Origin of the sequence: Pseudomonas sp. PDM21 (assembly GCF_014852505.2) — a bacterium.
Taxonomy (GTDB): domain Bacteria; phylum Pseudomonadota; class Gammaproteobacteria; order Pseudomonadales; family Pseudomonadaceae; genus Pseudomonas.
Window position 1 is genome coordinate 3,772,910 of sequence record NZ_CM181223.1, and the last position, 21,547, is coordinate 3,794,456.

Genomic DNA, 21,547 nt, shown 5'->3' on the forward strand with positions numbered 1-21,547 from the left:
GCACTGGAGCAGCGAAGTGGTGCCGGTGGAGAGCCTTTCCACCGGCCGCAAGGTCATCTCCTTCGCCTGCATGTGCCTGGGGATGTTCATCGCCCTGCTGGACATCCAGATCGTCTCCGCCTCGCTGCGCGACATCGGCGGCGGGCTATCGGCCGGTGCCGATGAACTGGCCTGGGTGCAGACCAGTTACCTGATCGCCGAGATCATCGTCATCCCGCTCTCCGGCTGGCTGTCCAAGGTGCTCTCCACCCGTTGGCTGTTCGCCGCCTCGGCACTGGGCTTCACCCTCACCAGTCTGCTCTGCGCCATGGCCTGGAACATCCAGAGCATGATCGCCTTCCGCGCGCTGCAGGGCTTTCTCGGTGGTTCGATGATCCCCATGGTGTTCACCACCGGCTTCCTCTACTTCGACGGCAAGCAGCGGGTGATAGTCGCCGCCACCATCGGCGCCATCGCCTCCCTCGCGCCGACCCTCGGGCCGGTGATCGGCGGCTGGATCACTGACATTTCCTCCTGGCCCTGGCTGTTCTATATCAACCTGGTGCCGGGGCTGTTCGTCGCCATCGTAGTGCCGATCATGGTGCGCATCGACAAGCCCGACCTGTCGCTGCTCAAGGGCGCCGACTACCCGGCGATTCTGCTGATGGCGCTGTTCCTCGGCTGCCTGGAATACACCCTGGAGGAAGGCCCGCGCTGGAACTGGTTCAGCGACGACACCATCGTCGTCACCGCCTGGGTTTCCGGCCTGTGCGGCATCGCCTTCATCTACCGCAGCCTGACCGCCGCGCACCCCATCGTCGACCTGCGCGCCCTGAGGGAACGCAACTTCGCGCTCGGCTGCCTGTTCAGCTTCGTCACCGGCATCGGCATCTTCGCCACCATCTACCTGACCCCGCTGTTCCTCGGCCGGGTGCGCGGCTACGGTGCGCTGGACATCGGCCTGGCGATCTTCTCCACGGGCATCTTCCAGATCATGAGCATTCCGCTCTACGCCGCCCTCGCCCGGCGCGTCGACCTGCGCTGGATACTGTTGCTGGGGATGGTGATGTTCACCCTGTCGATGTATGAATTCGCCCCGCTGACCCACGACTGGGGCGCGGGCCAGTTGATGTTCCCGCAGGCCCTGCGCGGCATGGCGCAGCAGTTCTGCGTAGCGCCCACCGTGACGCTGGCACTGGGCTCACTGCCGCCGGAGCGCCTGAAGCTCGCCTCCGGGCTGTTCAACCTGATGCGCAACCTGGGCGGCGCCATCGGCATCGCCGCCTGCGCCACGGTGCTCAACGACCGCGCCAACCTGCACTTCCTGCGCCTGGCGGAGCACCTGAACAGCGGCAACGAAGCGCTCAACCGCTGGCTGGCGCCATCCATGGAGCTCAACGGCGAACCGTCGCAGCAGGCGCTCAAGCACCTGTGGAACCTGACCTGGCGCGAGGCGCAGACACTGACCTTCGCCGATGCCTTCCTGCTGGTCGGCGCGTGCTTCGCGGTGACGCTGCTGTTGGTGCCGCTGATGCGCAGGATCGCCCCGCCCACGCAGCCCAGCGCAGACAATCACTGAGCCGCCATCAGCTCCTCGAGGAAGGCGACGAACACGCGGATGCGGCTGGATTCACGCAGGCTCGGCGGGTACAGCACGTTGATGCTGCCCACGGTGTTGCCGGGATAGGAGTCGTACTCGGGCAGCAGGCGCACCAGCCTTCCGGCGCGAACGTCTTCGGCCACCAGCCAGTCCGACAGCAGCGCGATGCCACCGCCGGCCAGCGCGGTCTCGCGCAGGACATCGGCATTGTTGCTCTGCAGGCGGCCCTGCACGTTGAGCGGCCAGGTGTCCTGGCCGTCGCTACAGGTCCAGGTCAGGTGCGCGCCGCCGTAGTCGAAGCGCAGGCACTGGTGCTCCATCAGGTCCAGCGGGTGGGCCGGCGTGCCGGCGCGTTGCAGGTAGTCGGGGCTCGCCACCAGCCAGCGCTGGAACTGGCCGATGGGGCGACTGATGATGTCGTCGCTGGTAAGGCTCGAACCCAGGCGCACGGACAGGTCGATCTGCTGTTTCGGCAGGTCGGTGATCTGGTCGCTGAGGGACAGGCTGACTTCCAGCTCCGGGTACTGCGCCAGCAGGCTTCCCAGGTGCGGGGCGATGACTCGGCGACCGAATTCCACCGGTACGCTGACGCGCAACCGCCCCTTCGCCTCGCGGCCACGGTCGCTGACCAGTCCGTCGGCTTCCACCAACGCCTCGAGGATTTCCACGGCCTTGTCGTAGTACGCCTGTCCGGCGAGCGTCGGGCTGCTGTGGCGGGTGGTGCGGTTGAGCAGCGTGGCGCCCAGCTCCGCTTCCAGCGCCGCCACCTGGCGGGTCACCGAGGAGGTTGCCACGCCGAGCTTGCGGGCCGCCGCCGAGTAACCGCCACAACGGACGGTCTCGACGAACATCGACAGGGCCTGCAGTTTGTCCATGGCGGCACTCCGGGAGCGGGAAACCCCGGAGTGTACCCAATCACCCCTGCGCTCGCCTTGCACGCCTGTGCTCTCAGGCGTGGCTGTCGCCGCGCAGCAGGAAGAGCAAGGTGGCGATGGTCGGGATGACCGCCGCGCCGATGGCGAACGGCGTCCAGCTGATGGCTTCGTAGAGCGGGCTGGCAACCAGCGAGCCGAGCGCACCGCCGACGAAGATGCTGGTCATGTACACCGCGTTCAGGCGCGCACGGCTGTGCGGGTCAAGGGCGTACACCTCACGCTGGCCAAGCACCATGTTCAGCTGCACCGCGAAATCCAGCAGCACCGCGCACACCACCAGCCAGAAGAATCCCGCACCGGGCAGCGCACCGAGCAACAGCGCGAACGGCGCCAGCAGCAGCGCCACCAGGGTGCCCTTGACGGTATGCCCGGCATCCGCCAGCCGTCCGGCGATGGGCGCGGCGACGGCGCCGACGGCGCCTACCAGGGCGAACAGCGCGACCTGAGTCTGGCTGAAGCCATGGTGGCGGATCAGCTCGATGGGGGCGATGGTCCAGAAGGCGCTGAACGCGGCGAACAGCAGCCCTTGGTAGAGCGCGCGTTCACGCAGCACGGCGTAGCGCCGCGCCAGGGAGAACACCGAACCGATCAGCTGCGGGTAGGTCGCGCTGTGGGCTGGTACGCGGCGCGGCAGCGCCACCGCCATCACCAGCGCGATCACCAGCATCAGCACGGACGCGGCGAGAAACACCCCGCGCCAGCCGAAGACTTCCGCCACCAGGCTGGACACCGGCCGTGACAGCAGGATGCCCAGCAGTAGGCCGCCCATGATGTTGCCCACCACGCGGCCACGGGCCTCTTCCGGCGCCAGGTGCGCGGCCAGCGGCACGAGGATCTGCACTGCCACCGAGGTCAGGCCGATCAGCAGTGCGCAGGCCAGCAGCACCGAAGGCGAATTCGCCAGCCCGGCGCCGGCCAGGCACAGCGCCACGGCCAGAGTGAAGCCGATCACCAGCTTGCGGTTTTCCAGCAGGTCCGCCAGCGGCACCAGGAACAGCAGGCCAATGGCGTAGCCGAACTGCGTCAAAGAGACGATCAGGCTGGCTTTTTCGGTGGAGAGGCCGATTGCCGGGGCAATCAGCTCGACGATGGGCTGCGCGTAGTAGAGGTTGGCGACCACGGCGCCGCAGCAGAAGGCCAGCAGCACCACCATCGCTGAGGACAGGGTCGGCTGCGTGTGGTCGGCCGGAAGGGAATTCGAAGCGGGGTTCATGACCATTCCTTGTGGGAAAAACAGTGGCGCCAGCCTATGCCGGCAGCCTCCCGCGCAGAATCGGTCGGGCCGGCAATACAGCGGTGCGCGAAACGCAACGCTGCCTGCCGGCGCGACGGTTCAGGCCATGTCGCTGTTGCTGAATTCCTCGGCGAGGAAGTCGATTAGTGTGCGTACCGAGGGCAGCAGGCCACGGCGCGAGGGGAAGATCGCGTGGACGATGCCGCACTTGGGCGACCAGTCCGGCAGCAGCTCGACCAGCCGGCCGGCAGCCAGGTCCTCGCGCACCGCCACACGCGGCACGTGGGCGATGCCGACACCGGCGATCACCGCATTGCGCAGGGCCAGCAGGTCGTCGGTGACCATGCGTGGCTTGTGAGAGATCAACAGGCGCTCCCCTTCCTCGTTGAACAACTCCCACTGGTATTCGCGCTGCATGCCGCCCCAGTGCAGGCTGGGCAGCTGGCCGAAGCCCATCGGCGAGCTGTCGCCGGTCATGCGTTCGAGGAAATCCGGGCGCCCCACCAGGCACTGGGTGCTGTTGCCCAGCACCTTCATCACCATGTCGGTGTTCTCCAGCGGCGGGAAGCGCACCCGCAGGGCGATATCGAAACCCTCGTGGAGCAGGTCGACGCGGCGGTTGGTGCTCTCGATGAACAGTTCCACCAGCGGGTATTTGAGCATGTAGCGGGTGAGCATCGGCCCGACCCAGGAGTTGAGCAGCGTCGTCGGGCAGGCCAGCCGCACCAGTCCGCGTGGCTCGGCGCGGTTGCGTTCGATGACCTCCGAAGCACCTTCCGCCTCGATGCGCATGGCCACGCAGCGCTGGTAGTACTCCTGGCCGATCTCGGTCAGCGAGCAGTGCCGGCTGGTGCGGTGCAGCAGACGCACGCCCAGGCGTTCCTCCAACTGGGCGATGCGCCGGCTGAGCTTGGACTTGGGGATGTCCAGCGCGCGGCCGGCAGCGGCGAACCCACCCTGCTCCACCACCTGAGTGAAGTAATAGAGGGTGTTGAGGTCTTCCATGGGTTGTTCTCCGCCTGGAACGCTGGGAAAGCTGCGCAGCTTACCGTATCAGGTGATGCGGCACGCGCCAGCCATGCTGCGGCGGTCATGTACGGGGAGAATGGAGTCAACCGCTCCTGCGAGCGGAAAGCGTCGGTGCGGGTCTGCAGTAGCGTCCCATGGGCGCGGCCGCAGGCAAGGCCCGCCCCTGCTGGGGAACACGACTCCTCGCAGGGGCGGGCCGTACCAGCGACACGATCACGCGGGTGTTGCCACCCGCGTCAAACCGCCGATCAGCCCTTCGCCGCCCAGGCGTTGAAGCGCTGCTCGAGGTCCTCGCCGTGGTCGACCCAGAACTCGAAGTTCACCGGCACCGCCTGCTCGAGGTTCGCCGGCGCCGTGTTCAGGCGCTCGATCAGCTTGGGATCGATCAGCTTGTTGGTCCCCAGGTTCACCGAGCCGTAACCCAGCTTCACGGTGTGGATCTTCTGCTGCTCGGGCGACAGCGAGAAGGCGATGAAGTCCTCGGCGGCCTTCTTGTTCGGGCTGCCCTTGGGGATCGCCCAGGAGTCGATGGCATACAGGCTGCCGTTCCACACCACCTTCATCGGCACGCCCTCCTCCTGCGCAGCGAAGGCGCGGCCGTTGTAGGCAGTGCTCATGACCACGTCGCCGCTGGCGAGGAACTGCATCGGCTGCGCGCCGGACTCCCACCACTGGATCGATGGCTTGATCTCATCGAGCTTCTTGAACGCGCGGTCCACGCCTTCCTTGGTGGACAGTACCTTGTACAGGTCTTCCTTCTTCACGCCATCGGCCAGCAGGGCGATCTCCAGGGTGTACTTGGCGCCCTTGCGCAGCGAGCGCTTGCCGGGGAATTTCTTCGTGTCCCAGAAATCCGTCCAGCCGGTCGGGCCGTTGGCAAGGCGTTTACCGTCGTAGACCATGGCCATCGACCAGACCAGCAGGCCGGCGCCGCAGTCGGAGATGGTGCCGGGCACGTAATCTTCGGCCTTGCCGAGGATCGCCGGATCGAGTTGCTCGAACAGGCCTTCTTCGCAGCCGCGCAGCAGCTCAGGGCCTTCCACCTGGACGACGTCCCAGTTGACGCCGCCGGTGTCGACCATGGCCTTGATCTTGCCCATTTCGCCGTTGTACTCGCCGGCGATCACCTTCATTCCTTCCTTCTTCTCGAAGGGCTTGTAGAAGGCCTCGGTCTGTACGTCCTTGCTGATACCACCGAAGGAGATCACGGTCAGATCAGCAGCCATGGCGCCGGACGCCACGCCCATGAGCAGGGCTCCCAGAATCGGGTTTTTCATTTCCACCTCTTGGCTTTGTTGTTGGCAGATGGTTCAAGCACGCAGGCGCCCGGTCTCTGCGGACCGGGGCACGATAACAGGGGCAGGTGCGCCCGTTTGTCTTAACTGCGATAGGCGGCCTCGCCGTCCTCGATCAGGCGCAGGGCCGATTCCCAGGCCAGCAGGTGCAGGCCGTCGACCAGCGCTTCCTCCTCCTGCAAGGCGACGCGCTCGCACACCGCGTGCGGCGGGTAGCGCAGCTGGCGGCCGCCGGCCAGGGCCTGGACCTGCGCCTGGCAGGCGCGCTCGAGGAAGTAGATCTGGTTGAAGGCTTCGGCGATGCAGCGCCCGGTGGCCAGCAGGCCGTGGTTGCGCAGGATCATCACCATGTGGCTGCCCAGGTCGTTGACCAGGCGCGAGCGCTCCTCCGGGTCCAGGGCGATGCCTTCGTAGTCGTGGTAGCCCAGGCGGTCGTAGAACTTAAGCGCATGCTGGCTGATCGGCAGCAGGCCGTCTTCCTGGGCAGACACCGCGATACCGGCGGCCGTGTGGGTGTGGATCACGCAGGCCACGTCCTCGCGGGCGGCATGTACCGCGGAATGGATGTTGAAGCCGGCGCGATTGACGCTCTTCGGGCCGAAGCGTGGGTCGATGACGTCGCCCGCGTGGTCGACCTTCACCAGGTCGGAGGCGCGCATTTCATGGAACATCACGCCGTAGCGGTTGATCAGGTAGTGGCCCGGTTCGCCCGGCACCCGCGCGGAGATGTGGGTGTCGATATGGTCGGTCCAGCGGAAGTGCGCGATCAGCCGGTACAGCGCGGCAAGGTCGCAGCGCGCCTGCCACTCTTCGGCGGAAATACTCGACGGATCGATGTTGTAAGCTGTGTCACGCATGACGGGCTGTCCCTGTTCTTGTTCGGGGGTTCTTATTTCAGGCTGTGCGGCGTATTGCCGCCGTCTGGGACCGAGTGTGCTGGGCGCGCCCCGCCCGCACCATGCACAGGGACAACGCAGAAATTGCAGTGCTGTTATGGTCCGCGGACCTGTACAGATCCTTCCCCACCATAATCGGACCTTCGGATGCTGTTGCTCGACCCCACCTCGGACATTCCCCTGGTCACCCAGATCGTCGACGGTATCGCCCAGGCCATCGACGAGCAGCGCCTGCGCCCCGGCGCCAAGCTGCCTTCGATCCGCAAGTTCGCCCAGGCCAACGGCGTCAGCCACTTCACCGTGGTCGAGGCGTACGACCGACTGGTGGCGCGCGGCTGTCTGAGCGCCGTGCCCAACGCCGGCTTCTATGTGCGCGGCCCGGTAGTCGAGGGCAGCATCAGCGACGAGGCGCCCACCGAGTTCGACTTCGATGCGCACCTGCTGCTGCACAAGGTCTTCCAGCCGCTGGGGATGGAACTTCGCCCCGGCGTCGGTCTGCTGCCCGAGCACTGGCTCGACGGCGAAGGCCTGCTGCGCGGCCTGCGCAGCCTGGCGCGGGAAGAGCCGACTCAGTTCGGCAACTACGGCCACAGCAAGGGCAACCCCAAGCTGCGCGGCAAGCTCGCCGACCGCCTGGGCGATGCGGGGGTAGCCGCCAGCCCCGAGCAGATCCTGCTGACTGCCGGCGCCAGCCAGGCGCTGGATCTGACTGTGCGCTACCTGGTACAGCGCGGCGATCCGGTGCTCGTTGACGAGCCTGGCTACCACAACCTGTTCCTCAACCTGCGCCTGCAGGGCGCGCAATTGCTGGGCGTACCCCGCAGCGCCGACGGGCTTGACCTCGACCGCCTGGAGCAACTGGCCCGCGAGCACCGCCCCAAGGTCTACTTCACCCAGGCTCGTCTGCAGAGCCCCACCGGCGGCAGCCTGTCGTTGGCCGCCGCTCACCGGTTGCTGCAACTGGCGGAGAAGTACGATTTCCTCATCGTCGAGAACGACATCTACGCCGAACTCGACCCCGCCGGCCAGCTGCTGCTGGCCAACCTCGACCAGCTGGCGCGGGTGATCTACATCGGCAGCCTGTCCAAGGTCATCGCCCCGGCGCTGCGCACCGGTTTCATCGCCGCGCACCCGGAACTGATCGAGGAGCTGGTGCCGCTGAAGATGGTCAGCGGCCTGACCAGCTCGGAACTCACCGAGACCCTGGCCCTGGACATCCTCCTGCAGGGCCGCCACCGCAAGCACGTGCGCCAGCTGCGCGACCAGCTCGGCGACGCCCACGACAGCGTGGCGCGGCGCCTGGAAGCCGCCGGCCTGGAAATCTTCCACGAACCCCGCGCCGGCCTGTTCCTCTGGGCCCGGCACCGAGCGGTCGACGACGCCACTTTGCTCGCCAGCCGCGCCAAGGAGGCCAAGATTCTGCTGTTCCCCGGCCAGCTGTTCATGCCCGACGGCCGCAGCGTGCCGTGGATGCGCTTCAACGTCGCGCACTCGCTGGATGAGCGGCTGTATACCTTTCTCTCCGCACAGGGTTGATGGTCACAACAATCAGTGGAGCCGAGTCCAAGGAAGAACAGCCGGTCTTTCGTCCGGCACGTCAGGAGGACACCATGAAATTTCCCGCCATCGACCCGCAGCAACTGCAACGCGCCCAGCAAGGCGACCCCGCCGCCCTCGACGCACTGCTGGTGGCCCTGCAATCACCGGTCTACAACCTCGCCCTGCGCATGCTCGGCCGCCGTGAAGATGCCCAGGACGCCAGCCAGGAAATCCTCCTGCGCATCACCACGCACCTCGCCAGCTTCCGCGGCGACAGCCAGTTCTCCACCTGGGCTTTCCGCATCGCCAGCAACGCGCTGCTGACTGCGCGCACCAAGGTCCGAGAGACGCCCACCGTGTCGCTGGAAGCTCTGGCGGAAAAGCTCGACCTCGGTCTGCGCCTGGCCGAAGCCAATGAGCGCCCGCTTGAACCGGCCGACAAGCTTACCGCCGAGCGCATCGCGCTGGCCTGCACCCAGGGCATGCTGATGTGCCTGGAGCGCGAGCAGCGCCTGGCCTATGTGCTCGACATCGCCTTCGGGCTGGACTCGGAGACGGCGGCGGAGGTGCTGGAGATCGAACCGGCGGCCTACCGCAAGCGCCTGTCACGGGCACGCCAGCGACTGGATGAGTTCATGCAGCAGCATTGCGGGCTGGTCAACGCGCAGGCCGCCTGCTCCTGCGAGCGCCAGGCACTGGCCCTGCCGGCGGGCGCCAGCGATACCCGCAAGGCCGAGAGCGAGCTGCTCGCCCTCACCCGCCTGGCCGATGCCGCAGCAGTGTTCCGCGGCCACCCGGATTACCACGTCCCGCAACGGGTCATCGAAACCGTCCGCGCCGTGCTGCAGCAGCACACCGGAGGCTGGCAATGAACGCACTCGCCGATCTGGACTACCCCGAAGGCTTCCAGCCGCTGCAGCGGCGCAATCCGTTGCTGGACCTGCTCGGCCCGTTCCTGGTGCGCGGCGAAGGTGATTCACTGGAACTCGGCCTGCTGCTGGACGAACGCCACACCAACAGCCGCGGCGGCGTACACGGTGGCATCCTCGCCACCCTGGCGGACATCGGCATGGGCTACGCCATGGCCTTCTCCAGCCAACCGCCGCAACCGCTGGTCACCGCCAGCCTGACCCTGGACTACGTCTCCAGTGCCCAGGTCGGTGACTGGCTGAGCATCCGCCTGCTGCACAGCCGGCAGGGCCGGCAGATGGCCTTTGCCAATGCGCTGCTGTCGGTGGGCGACAAGGTGGTGGCGCAGGCCAGCGCGGTATTCGCGGTCCCGCGCTGATCCGCCGGATATCGCCAGCGGCCGCGCGAGGCCTTAGACTTGCCGCCCATCAGCAACCGCCAGCAAGAGATCACTATGGGCGCCCAGTGGAAAGCCAAACATAAAGAAGTCGCCGCCAACGCCAAGGGCCGCATTTTCGGCAAACTGTCGAAGGAAATCATGATCGCCGCGCGCAATGGCGCCGACCCGGACATGAACCCGAAACTGCGCCTGGTCGTCGAGCAGGCCAAGAAGGCCTCGATGCCGCGCGATACCCTGGAGCGCGCCATCAAGAAGGGCGCCGGCCTGCTGGACGGCGCAGCTACCTTCGAGCGCGTGGTCTACGAAGGTTTCGCCCCGCACCGCGTGCCGGTGATCGTCGAGTGCCTGACCGACAACGTGAACCGCACCATCGCGGAAATCCGCGTACTGTTCCGCAAGGGCCAGCTGGGCGCCTCCGGATCGGTGTCCTGGGACTTCGACTACCTGGGCCTGGTGGAGGCCACCCCGGCCAGCGCTGACGCCGACCCGGAACTGGCCGCCATCGAAGCCGGCGCCCAGGACTTCGAGCCGGGCGAGGAAGACGGCGACACCCTGTTCCTCACCGACTCCACCGACCTCGACGCCGTCTGCCGCGCCCTGCCCGAGCACGGCTTCACGGTCGCCTCGGCCAAGCTCGGCTACAAGGCAAAGAACCCGGTGAGCCTGTCCGACGCGGAACTGGAGGAAGTCGAAGCCTTCCTCGACGCCCTGGACGGCAACGACGACGTGCAGAACCTCTACGTCGGCCTGGCGTAAGTCGGACTGGCGCAAGACAGAAAGGGCGGCCGATTGGCCGCCTTTTTTCATTCTGGCGGGCGCTGCGCGCTCGCGCGAAGACTTGCTATCCGCTACAGCCCGTTCTTCAGGCTTTGGCTCAAGCTCTCCTGCCGACGGATCGCGGGCATGGCCCGCTCCTGCAGGGTTGCTCCCCAGCGCAGCGACTTTGCGCATTTCTGATATCGCCCCACCCCGCGCCCTTCGTACCTTCTCCCTGCCCGCCGCACCTGACGGCCGGCGCGTGCAACCCACAAAACAACAAGAAGGGCCGCCCCATGACTCCACGCATCCAACCGTCGGCAACCGCCGACGCCCTCCCTTGCCCGCTGCGCTCCGGCGCGCGCGGCTGACTGCCGTTCACCCCTCATCATTCACAGGCAAGGGACACCCACCATGCTCAAACAAGGCGTACTCCGCTGGCCCCAGATCGCCGGGCTCGGCATTTCACTGGTCATCGCCGGGCAGTTCTCCGGCTGGAACTACGGCCTGGCCAGCAGCGGCTGGGCCAACATGCTCGTCGCCACCCTGCTGATGGCCGTGCTCTGCGGCGGCCTGGCGCTGTGCGTGTGCGAACTTTCCACCGCGCGGCCCCATGCTGGCGGTGTGTTCGCCTACGCGCAGCTGGCCTTCGGGCCCTTCGTCGGCTATCTGGTCGGCGCGGCCTGTGCACTGGCGCTGACCATCGGCACCGGCGCGGCTGCCAACTTCCTCGCCGCCTATATGGAGTCAGTGTTCGGCTTCGGCGGCTGGCCGGTGCGTATCGGCCTGTTCGCGGTAATCATCGGCATTCACATCGTTGGCGTTGGCGAAGCCCTCGGGTTGACCCTGCTGGCCGGCGCCGTGGCAGCCATCGCGCTGCTGGCCTTTGGTGGCGCCATGCTGCCCCACGTACACTGGGAAAACCTGCTGGCCACTACCGGCAGCCCGCTGCCCAACGCCGCCAGCGCGCTGCCGGGTGTGAGCGTCGGCGGCGTGTTCGCCTGCGTGCCCTTTGCCATCTGGATGTTCATCTGCCTGGAGCAGGTCGCCTCCGCCGCCGAGGAAGCCGCCGAACCGGGCCGCAGCATGCCGCGCGGGATCATCGCCGCCGTCGCTACCCTGCTGCTGACCGCCCTGACCGTGGTGATCAGCGCGCCGGGCGCCGCCGGGGTAGAAGTGGTCGGCAACGCCGGCGACCCGCTGTACGCCGCCATGACCCACGGCGGACTCTACGGCGAGCGTGACTGGCTGCCGCTGCTGGTTGGTTCCGGCGCCGTATGCGGCCTGCTGGCGACCTTCTTCTCGGTGGTGTTCTCCGCCTCCCGCCAGCTGTTCGCCCTGGCCCGTGACGGCTTCTTCCCCGCCGCCATGGCGCGCACCAACCGCCGTGGCGCGCCCTACGTCGCCCTGCTGGTGCTGACCGTGATCGGCCTGCCGCTGACCCTGGTGCCGCCGGAAAAGCTCCTGCTGTGCATCGTCCTGCTGCTGGGCAGCTGCCATCTGGTGCTGTTCGCCGCCTACCTGCGTCTGCACCGCACCCAGCCCGGCCTGGCGCGCCCGTTCCGCCTGCGCGGCGGCCCGCTCGTGGCCAGCGTCGGCATGCTGCTGACGCTGGTGGTGATCGCCGCCTGCTTCCAGCTCGAAGTGGCGATGCTCAGCGCCCTGGCCCTGGTGGTCGCCGCCCTCATCCTCAACTACCTGCTGCGCGCCGCCAACCGCGCCGGCAAGCCCCTGGAGAATGCCGAGAATGTCTGAATCGACCCTGCTGCAACGCCGCCACCAGGTCATGGGCGATGCCTCGCCGCTGTTCTACGACGAGCCGCTGGAGCTGGTGAAAGGCGACGGTGTCTGGCTCATCGACGCCGCCGGCAAGCGCTACCTGGACTGCTACAACAATGTGCCCTGCGTCGGCCACTGCCACCCCAGGGTGGTGGCGGCCATGGCCGAACAGGCGGCGACGCTGAACATCCACACCCGCTACCTAAACGAGCGCGTGGTGCGCTACGCCGAGAGCCTCACCGCGACCTTTGCCGAACCGCTGGACAGCCTGATGTTCACCTGCACCGGCAGCGAGGCCAACGAGCTGGCCCTGCGCATGGCGCGCTTCGCCACCGGCAACAAGGGCGTGATCGTCAGCGACTACAACTACCACGGCAACACCACCAGCCTGGCGGCAGTGACCACCGCGCTGCCCAGCTCCGAGCCGTTCTCCGCCCACGCGCGGGCCGTGCCGATCCCCTGCCTTTACCATGCCGACGGCACGCCCGAGCAAATCGCCGACCGCTACGTGGCCAAGGTCGCCGAAGCCATCGCCGAGCTGCAGACGGCCGGCGTCGGCCTGGCGGCCATGCTGATCGACACCCTGTTCGCCAACGAAGGCATTCCGCGCCTGCCGGCCGGCTACCTGGAGCGCGTGGCGAAGCTGGTGCGCGATGCCGGCGGCCTGCTGATCACCGACGAGGTGCAATCGGGCTTTGCCCGCACCGGCGACCATATGTGGGGCCACCAGTCGCACCCGCTGGTGCCGGACATCGTCACCCTCGGCAAACCCATGGGCAACGGCTTCCCTCTGGCGGGCGTGGTGACCAACCGCGAGCGCGTGGAGACCTTCGGCCGCAGCAACATGTACTTCAACACCTTCGGCGGCTCGCCGGTGGCCGCTGCCGTCGGCCAGGCGGTGCTGGACGTGATCACCGAGCAGGACCTGCAAGGCAACGCCCGGCGCCAGGGCGCGAAGCTCAGCGCCGAACTGCATCGCCTCGTCGAGCGCCACTCGATCATCGGCGACGTTCGCGGCCAGGGTCTGTTCTTCGCCGTGGAACTGGTGCGCGACCGCGCCAGCCGCGAGCCGGCCGGGCTCGAAGCGCGACGCATCGTCAACCGCATGCGCCAGCGTGGCGTGCTGATCAGCAAGATCGGCGGCGACGACAACATCCTCAAGATTCGCCCGCCTCTGGTGTTCGAGGCCGAGCACGGCGAGCTGTTCATCGACACCCTGAACCAGGTCCTGAGCGAACTCTGAGGAGCTACCATGAACGACTTTTCCAAGGCTTGTTTCACAGAGCTCGATCACGACCAGCAGATCGCCTGCCTTCGCGACCTGGCACTGGACGCCCTGCACCACTGGGATGGCGATTTCGTCGGCCTGGAGCTGCTCAAGTACCGCGAGAACGCAGTGTTCTGCGCCACCCGTAGCGACGGCACGCGCAGCGCCCTGCGCGTGCACCGCGGCGGCTACCACAGCGAAGCGGCACTGCGTTCGGAGCTGACCTGGATGGAGCAGTTGGCCGCCGGCGGTATCGGCGTACCGAGCATCATCCGCACCCGCAGCGGCGAGCACCTGGCCGAGGTACGCAGCACTGCTCTGGAAGAATCACGCTTCGTCGACATGCTCGGCTGGCTTTCCGGTAGCACTTTGGGCTCCGCCGAGCAGGGCCTGAGCGCCGATGGCGACATCGAGGCGCTGTTCCATCAGGCCGGCGTCGTGGCCGCGCGCATCCACCTGAATTCAGCCCAGTGGCGCCAGCCCAACGAATTCACCCGGCACGCCTGGGACGAGGAAGGCCTAGTCGGCGCCAACCCGTTCTGGGGGCGATTCTGGGAGCTGGAGCTGCTCAGCGATGGGCAACGCGAGCTTCTGCAGAGAGCTCGACAGGAAGCCCGCCTCGACCTGCGCCGCTACGGCCGCAACCTAGGCAACTTCGGCATGATCCACGCCGACCTGGTGCCGGAGAATCTGTTGCTCGAAGGCGGCGAACTGCAACTGATCGACTTCGACGATGCCGGCTTCGGCTGGCACATGTTCGAGCTGGCCACTGCGCTGTACTTTTGTCTGGACGACCCGCGCCTGGCGCAGATCCAGGCGGCGCTGCTGGCCGGCTACGACTCGGTCAAGCCACTGTCCGGAGCCGACCGCGCCGCGCTGCCGTTGTTCCTCGCCCTGCGCGGCACCACCTACCTGGGCTGGGTGCACACCCGGCCCACCAGCGAAACCGCCCGGGAACTGGCGCCCATGCTGATCGAGCGCGCCTGTACACTGGCCGCCGCCTACCTCGCCGGCCGCTGAAACTGGCAGAGCGCCGCAACACCCTGGCGCGCAGGCACAAGCCTGCCCGCCAGCACTGACCGATACTCGGCGCACAACCGAGGTGACCCGCAATGACCGGCATCGCCCGCCATCAGGCAACCGACTCCGATGAACTGGCCTGCGCCCTCGCCGGCTGGAGCCAGGACTACACCCAGCTCGGCCACGGCCGCCTGCAGGCGGAGCTGCTGCATGTGCAACTGCCCGACGCCTCGCTGATCTACGAACATTCCAACCTGCACCTGCACGAGAACATGGCGCCGCCCGCCGGCCACCTGGTGATCGGCATCCCCCTGCGCGCCAGTGCCGATTCGCGCTTCAACGGCCAGGCCCTGCACGACGACACCCTGCTGGTGCTCGAAGGCGGTCGCGAGCTGGAAATCTGCGCCGCCGGGGAAATCCACATGCTCGGCCTGACCTTCAGCCAGCCACAGCTGGAACGCCTGCTCGGCGCAGAGGAGCGCGAGCTGTTCGAACGCGCGCTGCAGCAACGACGCCTGGAGCTTTCGCCTACTGGCGCCGGCGGCCTGCGCCGCAGCCTGTGCGACGCCCTCGCCGGCTTCGAAGGCGAGCTGTGGCGGGTGGACGATCCGCAGCAGGCCGGGCATGCAGTCGCCCTGGTGCTCAGCCACGTACTGCAGGCGCTGGAAGAAATCCTCCCCGGCAACGACCGCGAAGGCGCGCCGCGCTCATTGCAGCAACATCGCCGCCTGGTGCTGGCAGCCATCGAGCGCATGCAGGCCGACCTCTCCGAGCCGCTGTCGCTGCTGGAACTGAGCCAGCGCCTGAACACCAGCCAGCGTACCCTGCAGTACTGCTTCCGGCAGATCTGCCAGAGCACGCCGCAACAGTTCTTCCTCAGCCTGCGCCTGGCCGAGGCGCGCCGCCGGCTCAAGCAGGAGCCGCAGCAGAGCATCACCCACCTGGCACTGGACCTGGGGTTCGCCAGTTCCAGTCACTTCTCGGCGTTGTACAAACGCCTGTATGCGGAGCAACCGTCACTGATCTCGCGTTCGCGCTGATCGGCACGAATTCCGACTATCTGCACTTTTTCGGCGCAGCGAGCCCACTTTTCCCGGAAATAGAAGCCTTGGGCGATCTGGCAACCACACCCAATCACTTGGCAGACAGGAGCAACGGCACGGGGCCAGCCCTTACTTAGCATCGGCAGAAGTCACATCCCCTCAATCGACAATAACGAAACGGATGCCTTCACCATGACCCACGCCGCCGTGCTGCGCCCCACCCTGCTCGCCCTGCTCATCGCCGGGGCCAGTTCCGCCAGCGCCTACGAGCTGTACGCGACCGACGACACGCACCTGAACGCCGACCTCTCGGCGACCTTCGGGCTGTTCCACAGCCAGGAGCGCTACAACATGACCGGCACCCTGGATGAAGGCTCTTCGTCCTGGCAGGAAGGCTTCATCAAGTACGGCCTGAGCGGCGACCAGAAGCTGGGCGGCGCGGGCACCGCCTACGGCGCCTTCAACCTGCTCAGCTCCGGCACCTGGGGCGACGGCGACGCCGCCGGCTTCAGCGACGGTTCCGAACGCACCACCAAGATCGAGGACGCCTATGCCGGCTGGCGCTCGGCCGGGCTGTTCCCGGTGCTGGGTGACGATGGCATCGACCTGTCCTTCGGTCGCCAGAACATCGTGGTCGGCGATGGTTTCCTGATCGACGGCGACGCCCTGAACATGGGCAAGGGCCTGGCCGACGGCGAATACAACCGTGGCGGCGGCTACTACCTGGCGGCGCGCCGCGACTTCGACGAAACCGCCGTGCTGCGCATCGGCGGCAAGGAAGGCTGGCGCGGCGACCTGATGCGCCTGAAGTCGGACAACCGCGCCCAGGCCAACTCCGAGCTGTATGTCGCCACCCTCGAACATGTCGCCCCGGAAGCCACCTTCGGCCTGACCTACATCGACGTCACCGACGTGGACGAGCGCTACGCCTCGCCCATCCAGCTCGACCGCAAGGACATGAAGACCTACAGCCTGCGCGGCACCGGCAACGCCGGCGTGGAGAACCTGTTCCTCTCCGGCGAGTACGCCTGGCAGGACAAGCGCGACGCCCAGTACACCGACGACACCGCCAACGCCTGGTACCTGGAGGCCGGCTGGACCTTCTCCGACGTCACCTGGAAGCCCTATATCAGCTACCGCTTCAGCCGCTTCTCCGAAGGCTACGACACCCTCTTCTACGGCTTCAGCCGTGGCTTCGGCACCTGGTTCCAGGGCGAGGTGGCGGGCAACTACTCCGGCCCGTTCAACAACAACACGCGCGTACACAACGTCGGCGCCAAGGTCACCCCGCTGGAGAATCTCTCCATCGGCGCGCAGTACTTCGACTTCCACACCCTGGACACCGACCTGGGCAACACTGACGGTCGCGAGCTGGATCTCTACGCCGAGTGGGCGATCAACGAGCACCTGGTGATCATTCCGCTGGTGGGCCTGTACCAGCCGAAGAAGAGCGCAGCCGAAGGCGGCACCCAGATCGGCAACGACAACAGCAACCTCTACAGCCAGCTGCTGTTCTCCACCACGTTCTGATCCACGGATTCAAAGCCTAAGGAAAGCCCGCCATGCCCAGCCTCCTGACGTCCATCCAGGGCCGTATCACCTGGCTGGCGGGCCTCTGCCTGATTCTGGTCGCCAGCGTCCTGATCGGCCTCTCGCTGTACCAGGCGCGGCAGGACAGCCGCACCATCCAGCACGACAGCGGCGAGCTGTTCGCCGTTGCCGCACGGCACAACCTGGAAACCCAGGGCCAGGTGCAGGCCCTGCTGATCCGCGAACGCCTGCAGAACAACCTGCTGCTCGGTGAAGGCCTGCTGCGCACAGTGCAGAGCCTGCGCGCGCAACAGCAGCAGGGCGTCCTCGACCCCGCCGCGCTGCGCACCGCCCTCAATCATTCGATGGCCGATACCCTCGGCGCACACCCGGAGCTGCTCGGCCTGTTCCTGGTGTTCCAGCCCGATGCGCTGGACGCCGCCGACAGCCAGTTCGCCGCCCGCGAAGACCTGGGCAGCAACGAGACCGGCCGCTTCGCCCTCTACCTGCTGCAGAACGGCAAGGATATCCAGCGGGTGATCGGCACCGAGCAGGTTCTCGGCGACACCACGCCCGGCCCCAGCGGCCAGCCCTACAACGCCTTCTTCACCTGCTCCACCGGGCATGCCCGCCCCTGTGTGCTCGACCCGTATTTCGACGACGCCTCGGGCCAGCGCCGGCTGGTCACCAGCGTCACCCTGCCGCTGCTGGAGAACGGCAAGGCCATCGCTGCCGTGGGCTTCGACATCGACCTGGCGGCGCTGCAGCAAAGCAGCGCGGAAGGCAGCCGCAGCCTGTTCGACGGCCAGGGCCGCATTCGCATCCTCAGCCCCAACGGCCTGATCGCAGGCGACAGCGGCGACGCCTCGAAGCTGGGGCAGAAGTTCGCAGACAAAACCGTGCTCGCCGAGATTGTCGCCGGGCGCTCGCAGTTCTTTGATGACGGTGCATCCATCAGCGTGCTGCACAGCCTCGCGCCGGTGCCGGACGCCGCGCCCTGGGGCATCCTGCTCAGCGTGCCGCGCGCGGTGATGCTCGCCCCGGCGGAACGCCTCAAGGGCACGCTGGATGACCTGCGCTGGAAAAGCACCGCGCTGGAAACCGGCGTAGGCATCGCCGCCGGGCTGCTCGGCATGCTGCTGGTGGCTCTCACCGCGCTCGGCATCAGCCGGCCGATCCTGCGCCTGGCACGGATGCTGGAAGATATCGCCGACGGCGAAGGCGACCTCACCCGCCGCCTCGATTACCCGCGCCGCGACGAACTGGGCCGGCTGGCCACCGCCTTCAACCGCTTCCTCGACAAGCTGCAGCCGAGTATCGCCGCCGTGCAGTCGGCGACCCGCGAGGCACACTCCACCGCCGACCGCTCGGCGCAGATCGCCCGGCAGACCAGCGACGGCATGCAGCAACAGTTCCGCGAGATCGACATGGTCGCCACGGCGCTCCAGGAAATGTCCGCCACCGCCCAGGATTCCGCCCGCAGCGCCGCCCGCGCTGCCGAAGCCGCGCACACCGCGGAGCAGGCCTGCGACGATGGCTTCCGCACCCTGGACGCCACCAACAGTGGCATCGACCTGCTGGCCGCCGGGATGAACCAGGCGATGGCCGAGTTGCAGCAGCTGGCGGCGAGCAACGAGCAGATCGGCTCGATCCTCGAAGTCATCTGCGGCATCGCCGCGCAGACCAACCTGCTCGCCCTCAACGCCGCCATCGAAGCGGCGCGCGCGGGCGACGCCGGGCGCGGCTTTGCCGTGGTCGCGGACGAAGTACGCGGGCTGGCCCGGCGCACCCAGGAATCGGTGGAAGAGATTCGCGAAGTGATCGAGAACCTGCAGGCGCGCGGCCAGTCAGTGACCAGCGCGATGCAGGGCAGCTTTGCCCAGGCCCAGGGCAACGTCGATCAGGCGCGCCAGGCCATCGACGCCCTGCGCCGGATCGGCGAGGCGGTGAATCTGATCAGCGAAATGAATCTGCAGATCGCCAGCGCGGCGGAGGAACAGAGCAGCGTCGCCGAGGAGATCAATCGCAACATCGCCGGCATCCGCGACGTCACTCAGACCATTTCCGATCACGCGCAGCAGGCCGCCAGCGCCAGTCGTTCACTGAACGACCTGGCCAGCCGGCAGCAGGGATTGGTGGAGCAGTTCCGCGCCTGAGTCAGACCTTGCTGCACATCGGGGTCTGGCGCAGGTACTTGACGGTGTGCTGCTCGCCCTTGGAGTCCAGGTAGACCATGGTGGCCTGGCTGACTTCGCAGCGCTCGTTGGGTTGCGAGATGCTCAGTACCTTGGCCACATCCAGCGGCATGCCGTAGTGGTACACGGCAGCATCGTCGGCGAAAGCACTGAAGGACAGCAGCAAGGCGGGGATGGCGAAGAGTGCGCTAAGGGTGGATTTCATGGCAGGAACCTCAGGGATCACGCGGGTCGCGTCGATCGTGGCCCACAGCCATAAATCTAGCCGAGCGGCCGCTCGGGACACAGCGCGAGTTCGACAATGAATTTCTGCAGATTGCGTAACAATGGCGGTTTGCGAGCCACCCCGACTTGTGATTATCACGCCGACTGTTGTCTGACTGGCAGCATTCGAACTCCCGAAGCGTTTGCGGCCAGCACTTTCTCCCGCAAGAATGAATGCCATCGATCGGATCGGGAGGCGCCATGAAGCGCGTGGCCATGCTGCTGTTCCCCGGCGTGCAGGCGCTGGATGTTTCCGGCCCGCTGGACGTGTTCGCCGAAGCCAATGCCTTCGTCCCCGCCGGCCAGGGCTATCAGGTGGTGACCCTCGCCGCCCCGTCCTTCCCGCTGCGCGCCTCCAACGGCCAGTGGCTCGGCGCCGACTTCAGCCTCGAACAGGGCCACGGCGCCGCCGACATCCTGCTGGTGCCGGGCGGGCCGGCCTTGCCGGATGAGTCGCCTGCGCCGGATTTGCTCGACTGGTTGCGCGCGGCCTGTCCCCAGGCGCCGCGTTATGGCTCGATCTGCACCGGGGCCTTCCTGCTAGGCCATGCCGGGCTGCTTGACGGCAAGCGCGTGACGACCCACTGGAGCGATGCGCGACGGCTTGCGGAGTTGTTCCCGCTCGCGCAGGTCGAGCCCGACCGGATTCATGTGCGCGATGGTGCATTGGTGACTTCGGCCGGCGTGACTGCCGGTATCGACCTGGCGCTGGCTCTGGTCGCCGAGGACCATGGCGCGGCGGTGGCGCTGGCGGTGGCGAAACGGCTGCTGGTGGTCGCACAGCGTCAGGGCGGGCAGTCGCAATTCAGCCCCTTCCTGCAGGCCCCGGCCGATGAAGGCTCGCCGGTGGCGCGCATCCAGCGCTACGTGCAGGAAAATCTCGACCAGCCGCTGGGGGTGCCGCAACTGGCCGCCGAAGTGGCGATGAGCCCGCGCAGCTTCGCCCGCGTGTTCGTCCGCGAGGCGGGCGTGACACCGGCCGAGTTCGTCCAGCGCGCCCGCATCGACGCCGCTCGCGGGTTGCTGGAAGGCAGCGATCTGGCGCTGAAAGTGATCGCCTGGCGCTGCGGCTTCGGCAGCGCGGCACGCATGCGCCTGGTGTTCGCCCAGCGCCTGGGCGTCACGCCAACGCAGTATCGCGAGCAGTTCCGCCGCGAGGGTTGATCCTCCACGCCAAAGTGTCCGGCGTGCCTCGTCGTAGGATGGCGTGGAGCGCAGCGATACCCATCAATCCGACGCACGATCAGCATGGGTATCACTGCGCTCCACCCATCCTACCCATGCGCTCACTGATAGCTCCTGCGCGGGCTCAGATCGGCGGCGCCGAGCGCAGCATCACCGACTTCAGCGCGAACGCCGACTTGATCCCCGCCACGCCGGGAATCTGCGTCAGCGTGTTGGTGAGGAACAGCTGGTAAGCCGACAGGTCCTTCACCACCACTCGCAGCATGTAGTCGGCGTCGCCGGTCATCTGGAAGCAGCTCATCACCTGCGGCGCCTGGACGATGCGTTCTTCGAACCGGGCGAGGTAATCGCCGGTCTGTTTTTCCAGGGACACCGAGACGAACACGCTCATGCCGCCGGACAGGCGCTCTTCGTCGAGGCGCGCGAAGTAGCCCTGGATGTAGTGCTCCTCCTCCAGGCGGCGCACCCGGCGCAGGGTCGGGGTCAGCGACAGGCCGATGTTCTGCGCCAGATCGCGCCAGGACAGGCGGCCGTCATCGGCCAGGGCGCGGAGGATTTTCAGGTCGGTGCGGTCCAGATCAGCCATTTTTCCTCAGTACTACGGAAGGTTGTTTTTATAGTTCAAACACACTAATCCCGAAGCTTATAGCTAGTCAATTTGGAGCAAAAAACCAACCGGTCACACCTATACT

The 21,547-nt window shown here is 67.0% G+C and carries 19 protein-coding genes and 1 pseudogene; 13 read left to right on the forward strand and 7 right to left on the reverse strand.

Annotated elements, in window-relative coordinates:
- The first annotated feature begins 70 nt into the window (after positions 1-70).
- Positions 71-1,558, forward strand: coding sequence for a DHA2 family efflux MFS transporter permease subunit (locus IB275_RS17300; RefSeq protein WP_225607890.1), 1,488 nt, complete (start codon positions 71-73; stop codon positions 1,556-1,558).
- On the opposite strand, the gene IB275_RS17305 is transcribed toward IB275_RS17300, so the two are convergent.
- The 5 genes from IB275_RS17305 to IB275_RS17325 form a co-directional block, all read right to left on the reverse strand.
- A complete protein-coding gene (locus IB275_RS17305) occupies positions 1,552-2,454 on the reverse strand; it encodes a LysR family transcriptional regulator (protein ID WP_192295745.1) in 903 nt (300 codons plus the stop codon). The two genes, IB275_RS17300 and IB275_RS17305, sit on opposite strands and share 7 nt — an antisense overlap.
- 73 nt (positions 2,455-2,527) lie before the next feature.
- The gene (locus IB275_RS17310) at positions 2,528-3,727 is read right to left on the reverse strand and encodes an MFS transporter (protein WP_192295746.1); all 1,200 of its coding nucleotides are present in this window, start codon (positions 3,725-3,727) and stop codon (positions 2,528-2,530) included.
- 120 nt (positions 3,728-3,847) lie between these two features.
- Positions 3,848-4,753 (reverse strand): LysR substrate-binding domain-containing protein, encoded by a 906-nt coding sequence (locus IB275_RS17315; RefSeq protein WP_192295747.1) that lies wholly within the window; start codon positions 4,751-4,753, stop codon positions 3,848-3,850.
- Between the two features lie 272 nt (positions 4,754-5,025).
- Positions 5,026-6,054: an ABC transporter substrate-binding protein gene (locus IB275_RS17320; RefSeq protein ID WP_138215559.1), complete on the reverse strand. Its 1,029-nt coding sequence runs from the start codon at positions 6,052-6,054 to the stop codon at positions 5,026-5,028.
- A 101-nt stretch (positions 6,055-6,155) separates the two neighbouring features.
- The gene (locus IB275_RS17325; RefSeq protein WP_192295748.1) at positions 6,156-6,929 is read right to left on the reverse strand and encodes a class II aldolase/adducin family protein; all 774 of its coding nucleotides are present in this window, start codon (positions 6,927-6,929) and stop codon (positions 6,156-6,158) included.
- Positions 6,930-7,115: 186 nt separating this feature from the next.
- On the opposite strand from IB275_RS17325, the gene IB275_RS17330 reads away from it, so the two are divergent.
- From IB275_RS17330 to IB275_RS17380, 11 genes and pseudogenes are all read left to right on the forward strand, one after another.
- Complete coding sequence (locus tag IB275_RS17330) at positions 7,116-8,504, forward strand: aminotransferase-like domain-containing protein (protein WP_192295749.1); 1,389 nt, start codon at positions 7,116-7,118, stop codon at positions 8,502-8,504.
- A gap of 74 nt (positions 8,505-8,578) precedes the next feature.
- Positions 8,579-9,379 (forward strand): RNA polymerase sigma factor, encoded by an 801-nt coding sequence (locus tag IB275_RS17335; RefSeq protein ID WP_192295750.1) that lies wholly within the window; start codon positions 8,579-8,581, stop codon positions 9,377-9,379.
- A complete protein-coding gene (locus IB275_RS17340) occupies positions 9,376-9,795 on the forward strand; it encodes a PaaI family thioesterase (protein WP_138215555.1) in 420 nt (139 codons plus the stop codon). The genes IB275_RS17335 and IB275_RS17340 overlap by 4 nt, the downstream gene beginning before the upstream one ends.
- Before the next feature lie 75 nt (positions 9,796-9,870).
- Complete coding sequence (locus IB275_RS17345) at positions 9,871-10,572, forward strand: YebC/PmpR family DNA-binding transcriptional regulator (RefSeq protein WP_192295751.1); 702 nt, start codon at positions 9,871-9,873, stop codon at positions 10,570-10,572.
- A 414-nt stretch (positions 10,573-10,986) separates the two neighbouring features.
- On the forward strand, positions 10,987-12,327 hold the full coding sequence (locus IB275_RS17350) for an amino acid permease (protein ID WP_192295752.1): 1,341 nt from the start codon (positions 10,987-10,989) through the stop codon (positions 12,325-12,327).
- Positions 12,320-13,594, forward strand: coding sequence for an aspartate aminotransferase family protein (locus tag IB275_RS17355; RefSeq protein ID WP_192295753.1), 1,275 nt, complete (start codon positions 12,320-12,322; stop codon positions 13,592-13,594). The genes IB275_RS17350 and IB275_RS17355 overlap by 8 nt, the downstream gene beginning before the upstream one ends.
- A gap of 9 nt (positions 13,595-13,603) precedes the next feature.
- Positions 13,604-14,638 carry a phosphotransferase enzyme family protein gene (locus tag IB275_RS17360; protein ID WP_192295754.1) on the forward strand — a complete coding sequence of 345 codons (1,035 nt, stop codon included), beginning with the start codon at positions 13,604-13,606 and terminating at the stop codon, positions 14,636-14,638.
- Between the two features lie 92 nt (positions 14,639-14,730).
- Entirely contained in the window at positions 14,731-15,678 is a 948-nt protein-coding gene (locus tag IB275_RS17365; protein ID WP_192295755.1) for a helix-turn-helix domain-containing protein, read from the forward strand.
- Positions 15,679-15,873: 195 nt separating this feature from the next.
- Entirely contained in the window at positions 15,874-17,211 is a 1,338-nt protein-coding gene (locus IB275_RS17370) for an alginate export family protein (RefSeq protein WP_192295756.1), read from the forward strand.
- Between the two features lie 1,193 nt (positions 17,212-18,404).
- Positions 18,405-18,461 (forward strand): annotated as a pseudogene (locus IB275_RS17375) (hypothetical protein); the annotation flags it as partial.
- Positions 18,462-18,662: 201 nt separating this feature from the next.
- Positions 18,663-19,367 (forward strand): methyl-accepting chemotaxis protein, encoded by a 705-nt coding sequence (locus IB275_RS17380; protein ID WP_494514447.1) that lies wholly within the window; start codon positions 18,663-18,665, stop codon positions 19,365-19,367.
- Between the two features lies 1 nt (position 19,368).
- Here IB275_RS17380 and IB275_RS17385 read toward each other — a convergent pair whose 3' ends face one another.
- Complete coding sequence (locus IB275_RS17385) at positions 19,369-19,611, reverse strand: DUF2790 domain-containing protein (protein ID WP_081519782.1); 243 nt, start codon at positions 19,609-19,611, stop codon at positions 19,369-19,371.
- Positions 19,612-19,871: 260 nt separating this feature from the next.
- On the opposite strand from IB275_RS17385, the gene IB275_RS17390 reads away from it, so the two are divergent.
- Positions 19,872-20,834: a GlxA family transcriptional regulator gene (locus IB275_RS17390; protein WP_192295758.1), complete on the forward strand. Its 963-nt coding sequence runs from the start codon at positions 19,872-19,874 to the stop codon at positions 20,832-20,834.
- A 145-nt stretch (positions 20,835-20,979) separates the two neighbouring features.
- Here IB275_RS17390 and IB275_RS17395 read toward each other — a convergent pair whose 3' ends face one another.
- A complete protein-coding gene (locus tag IB275_RS17395) occupies positions 20,980-21,441 on the reverse strand; it encodes an Lrp/AsnC family transcriptional regulator (protein ID WP_024762520.1) in 462 nt (153 codons plus the stop codon).
- Positions 21,442-21,547: the final 106 nt, after the last annotated feature.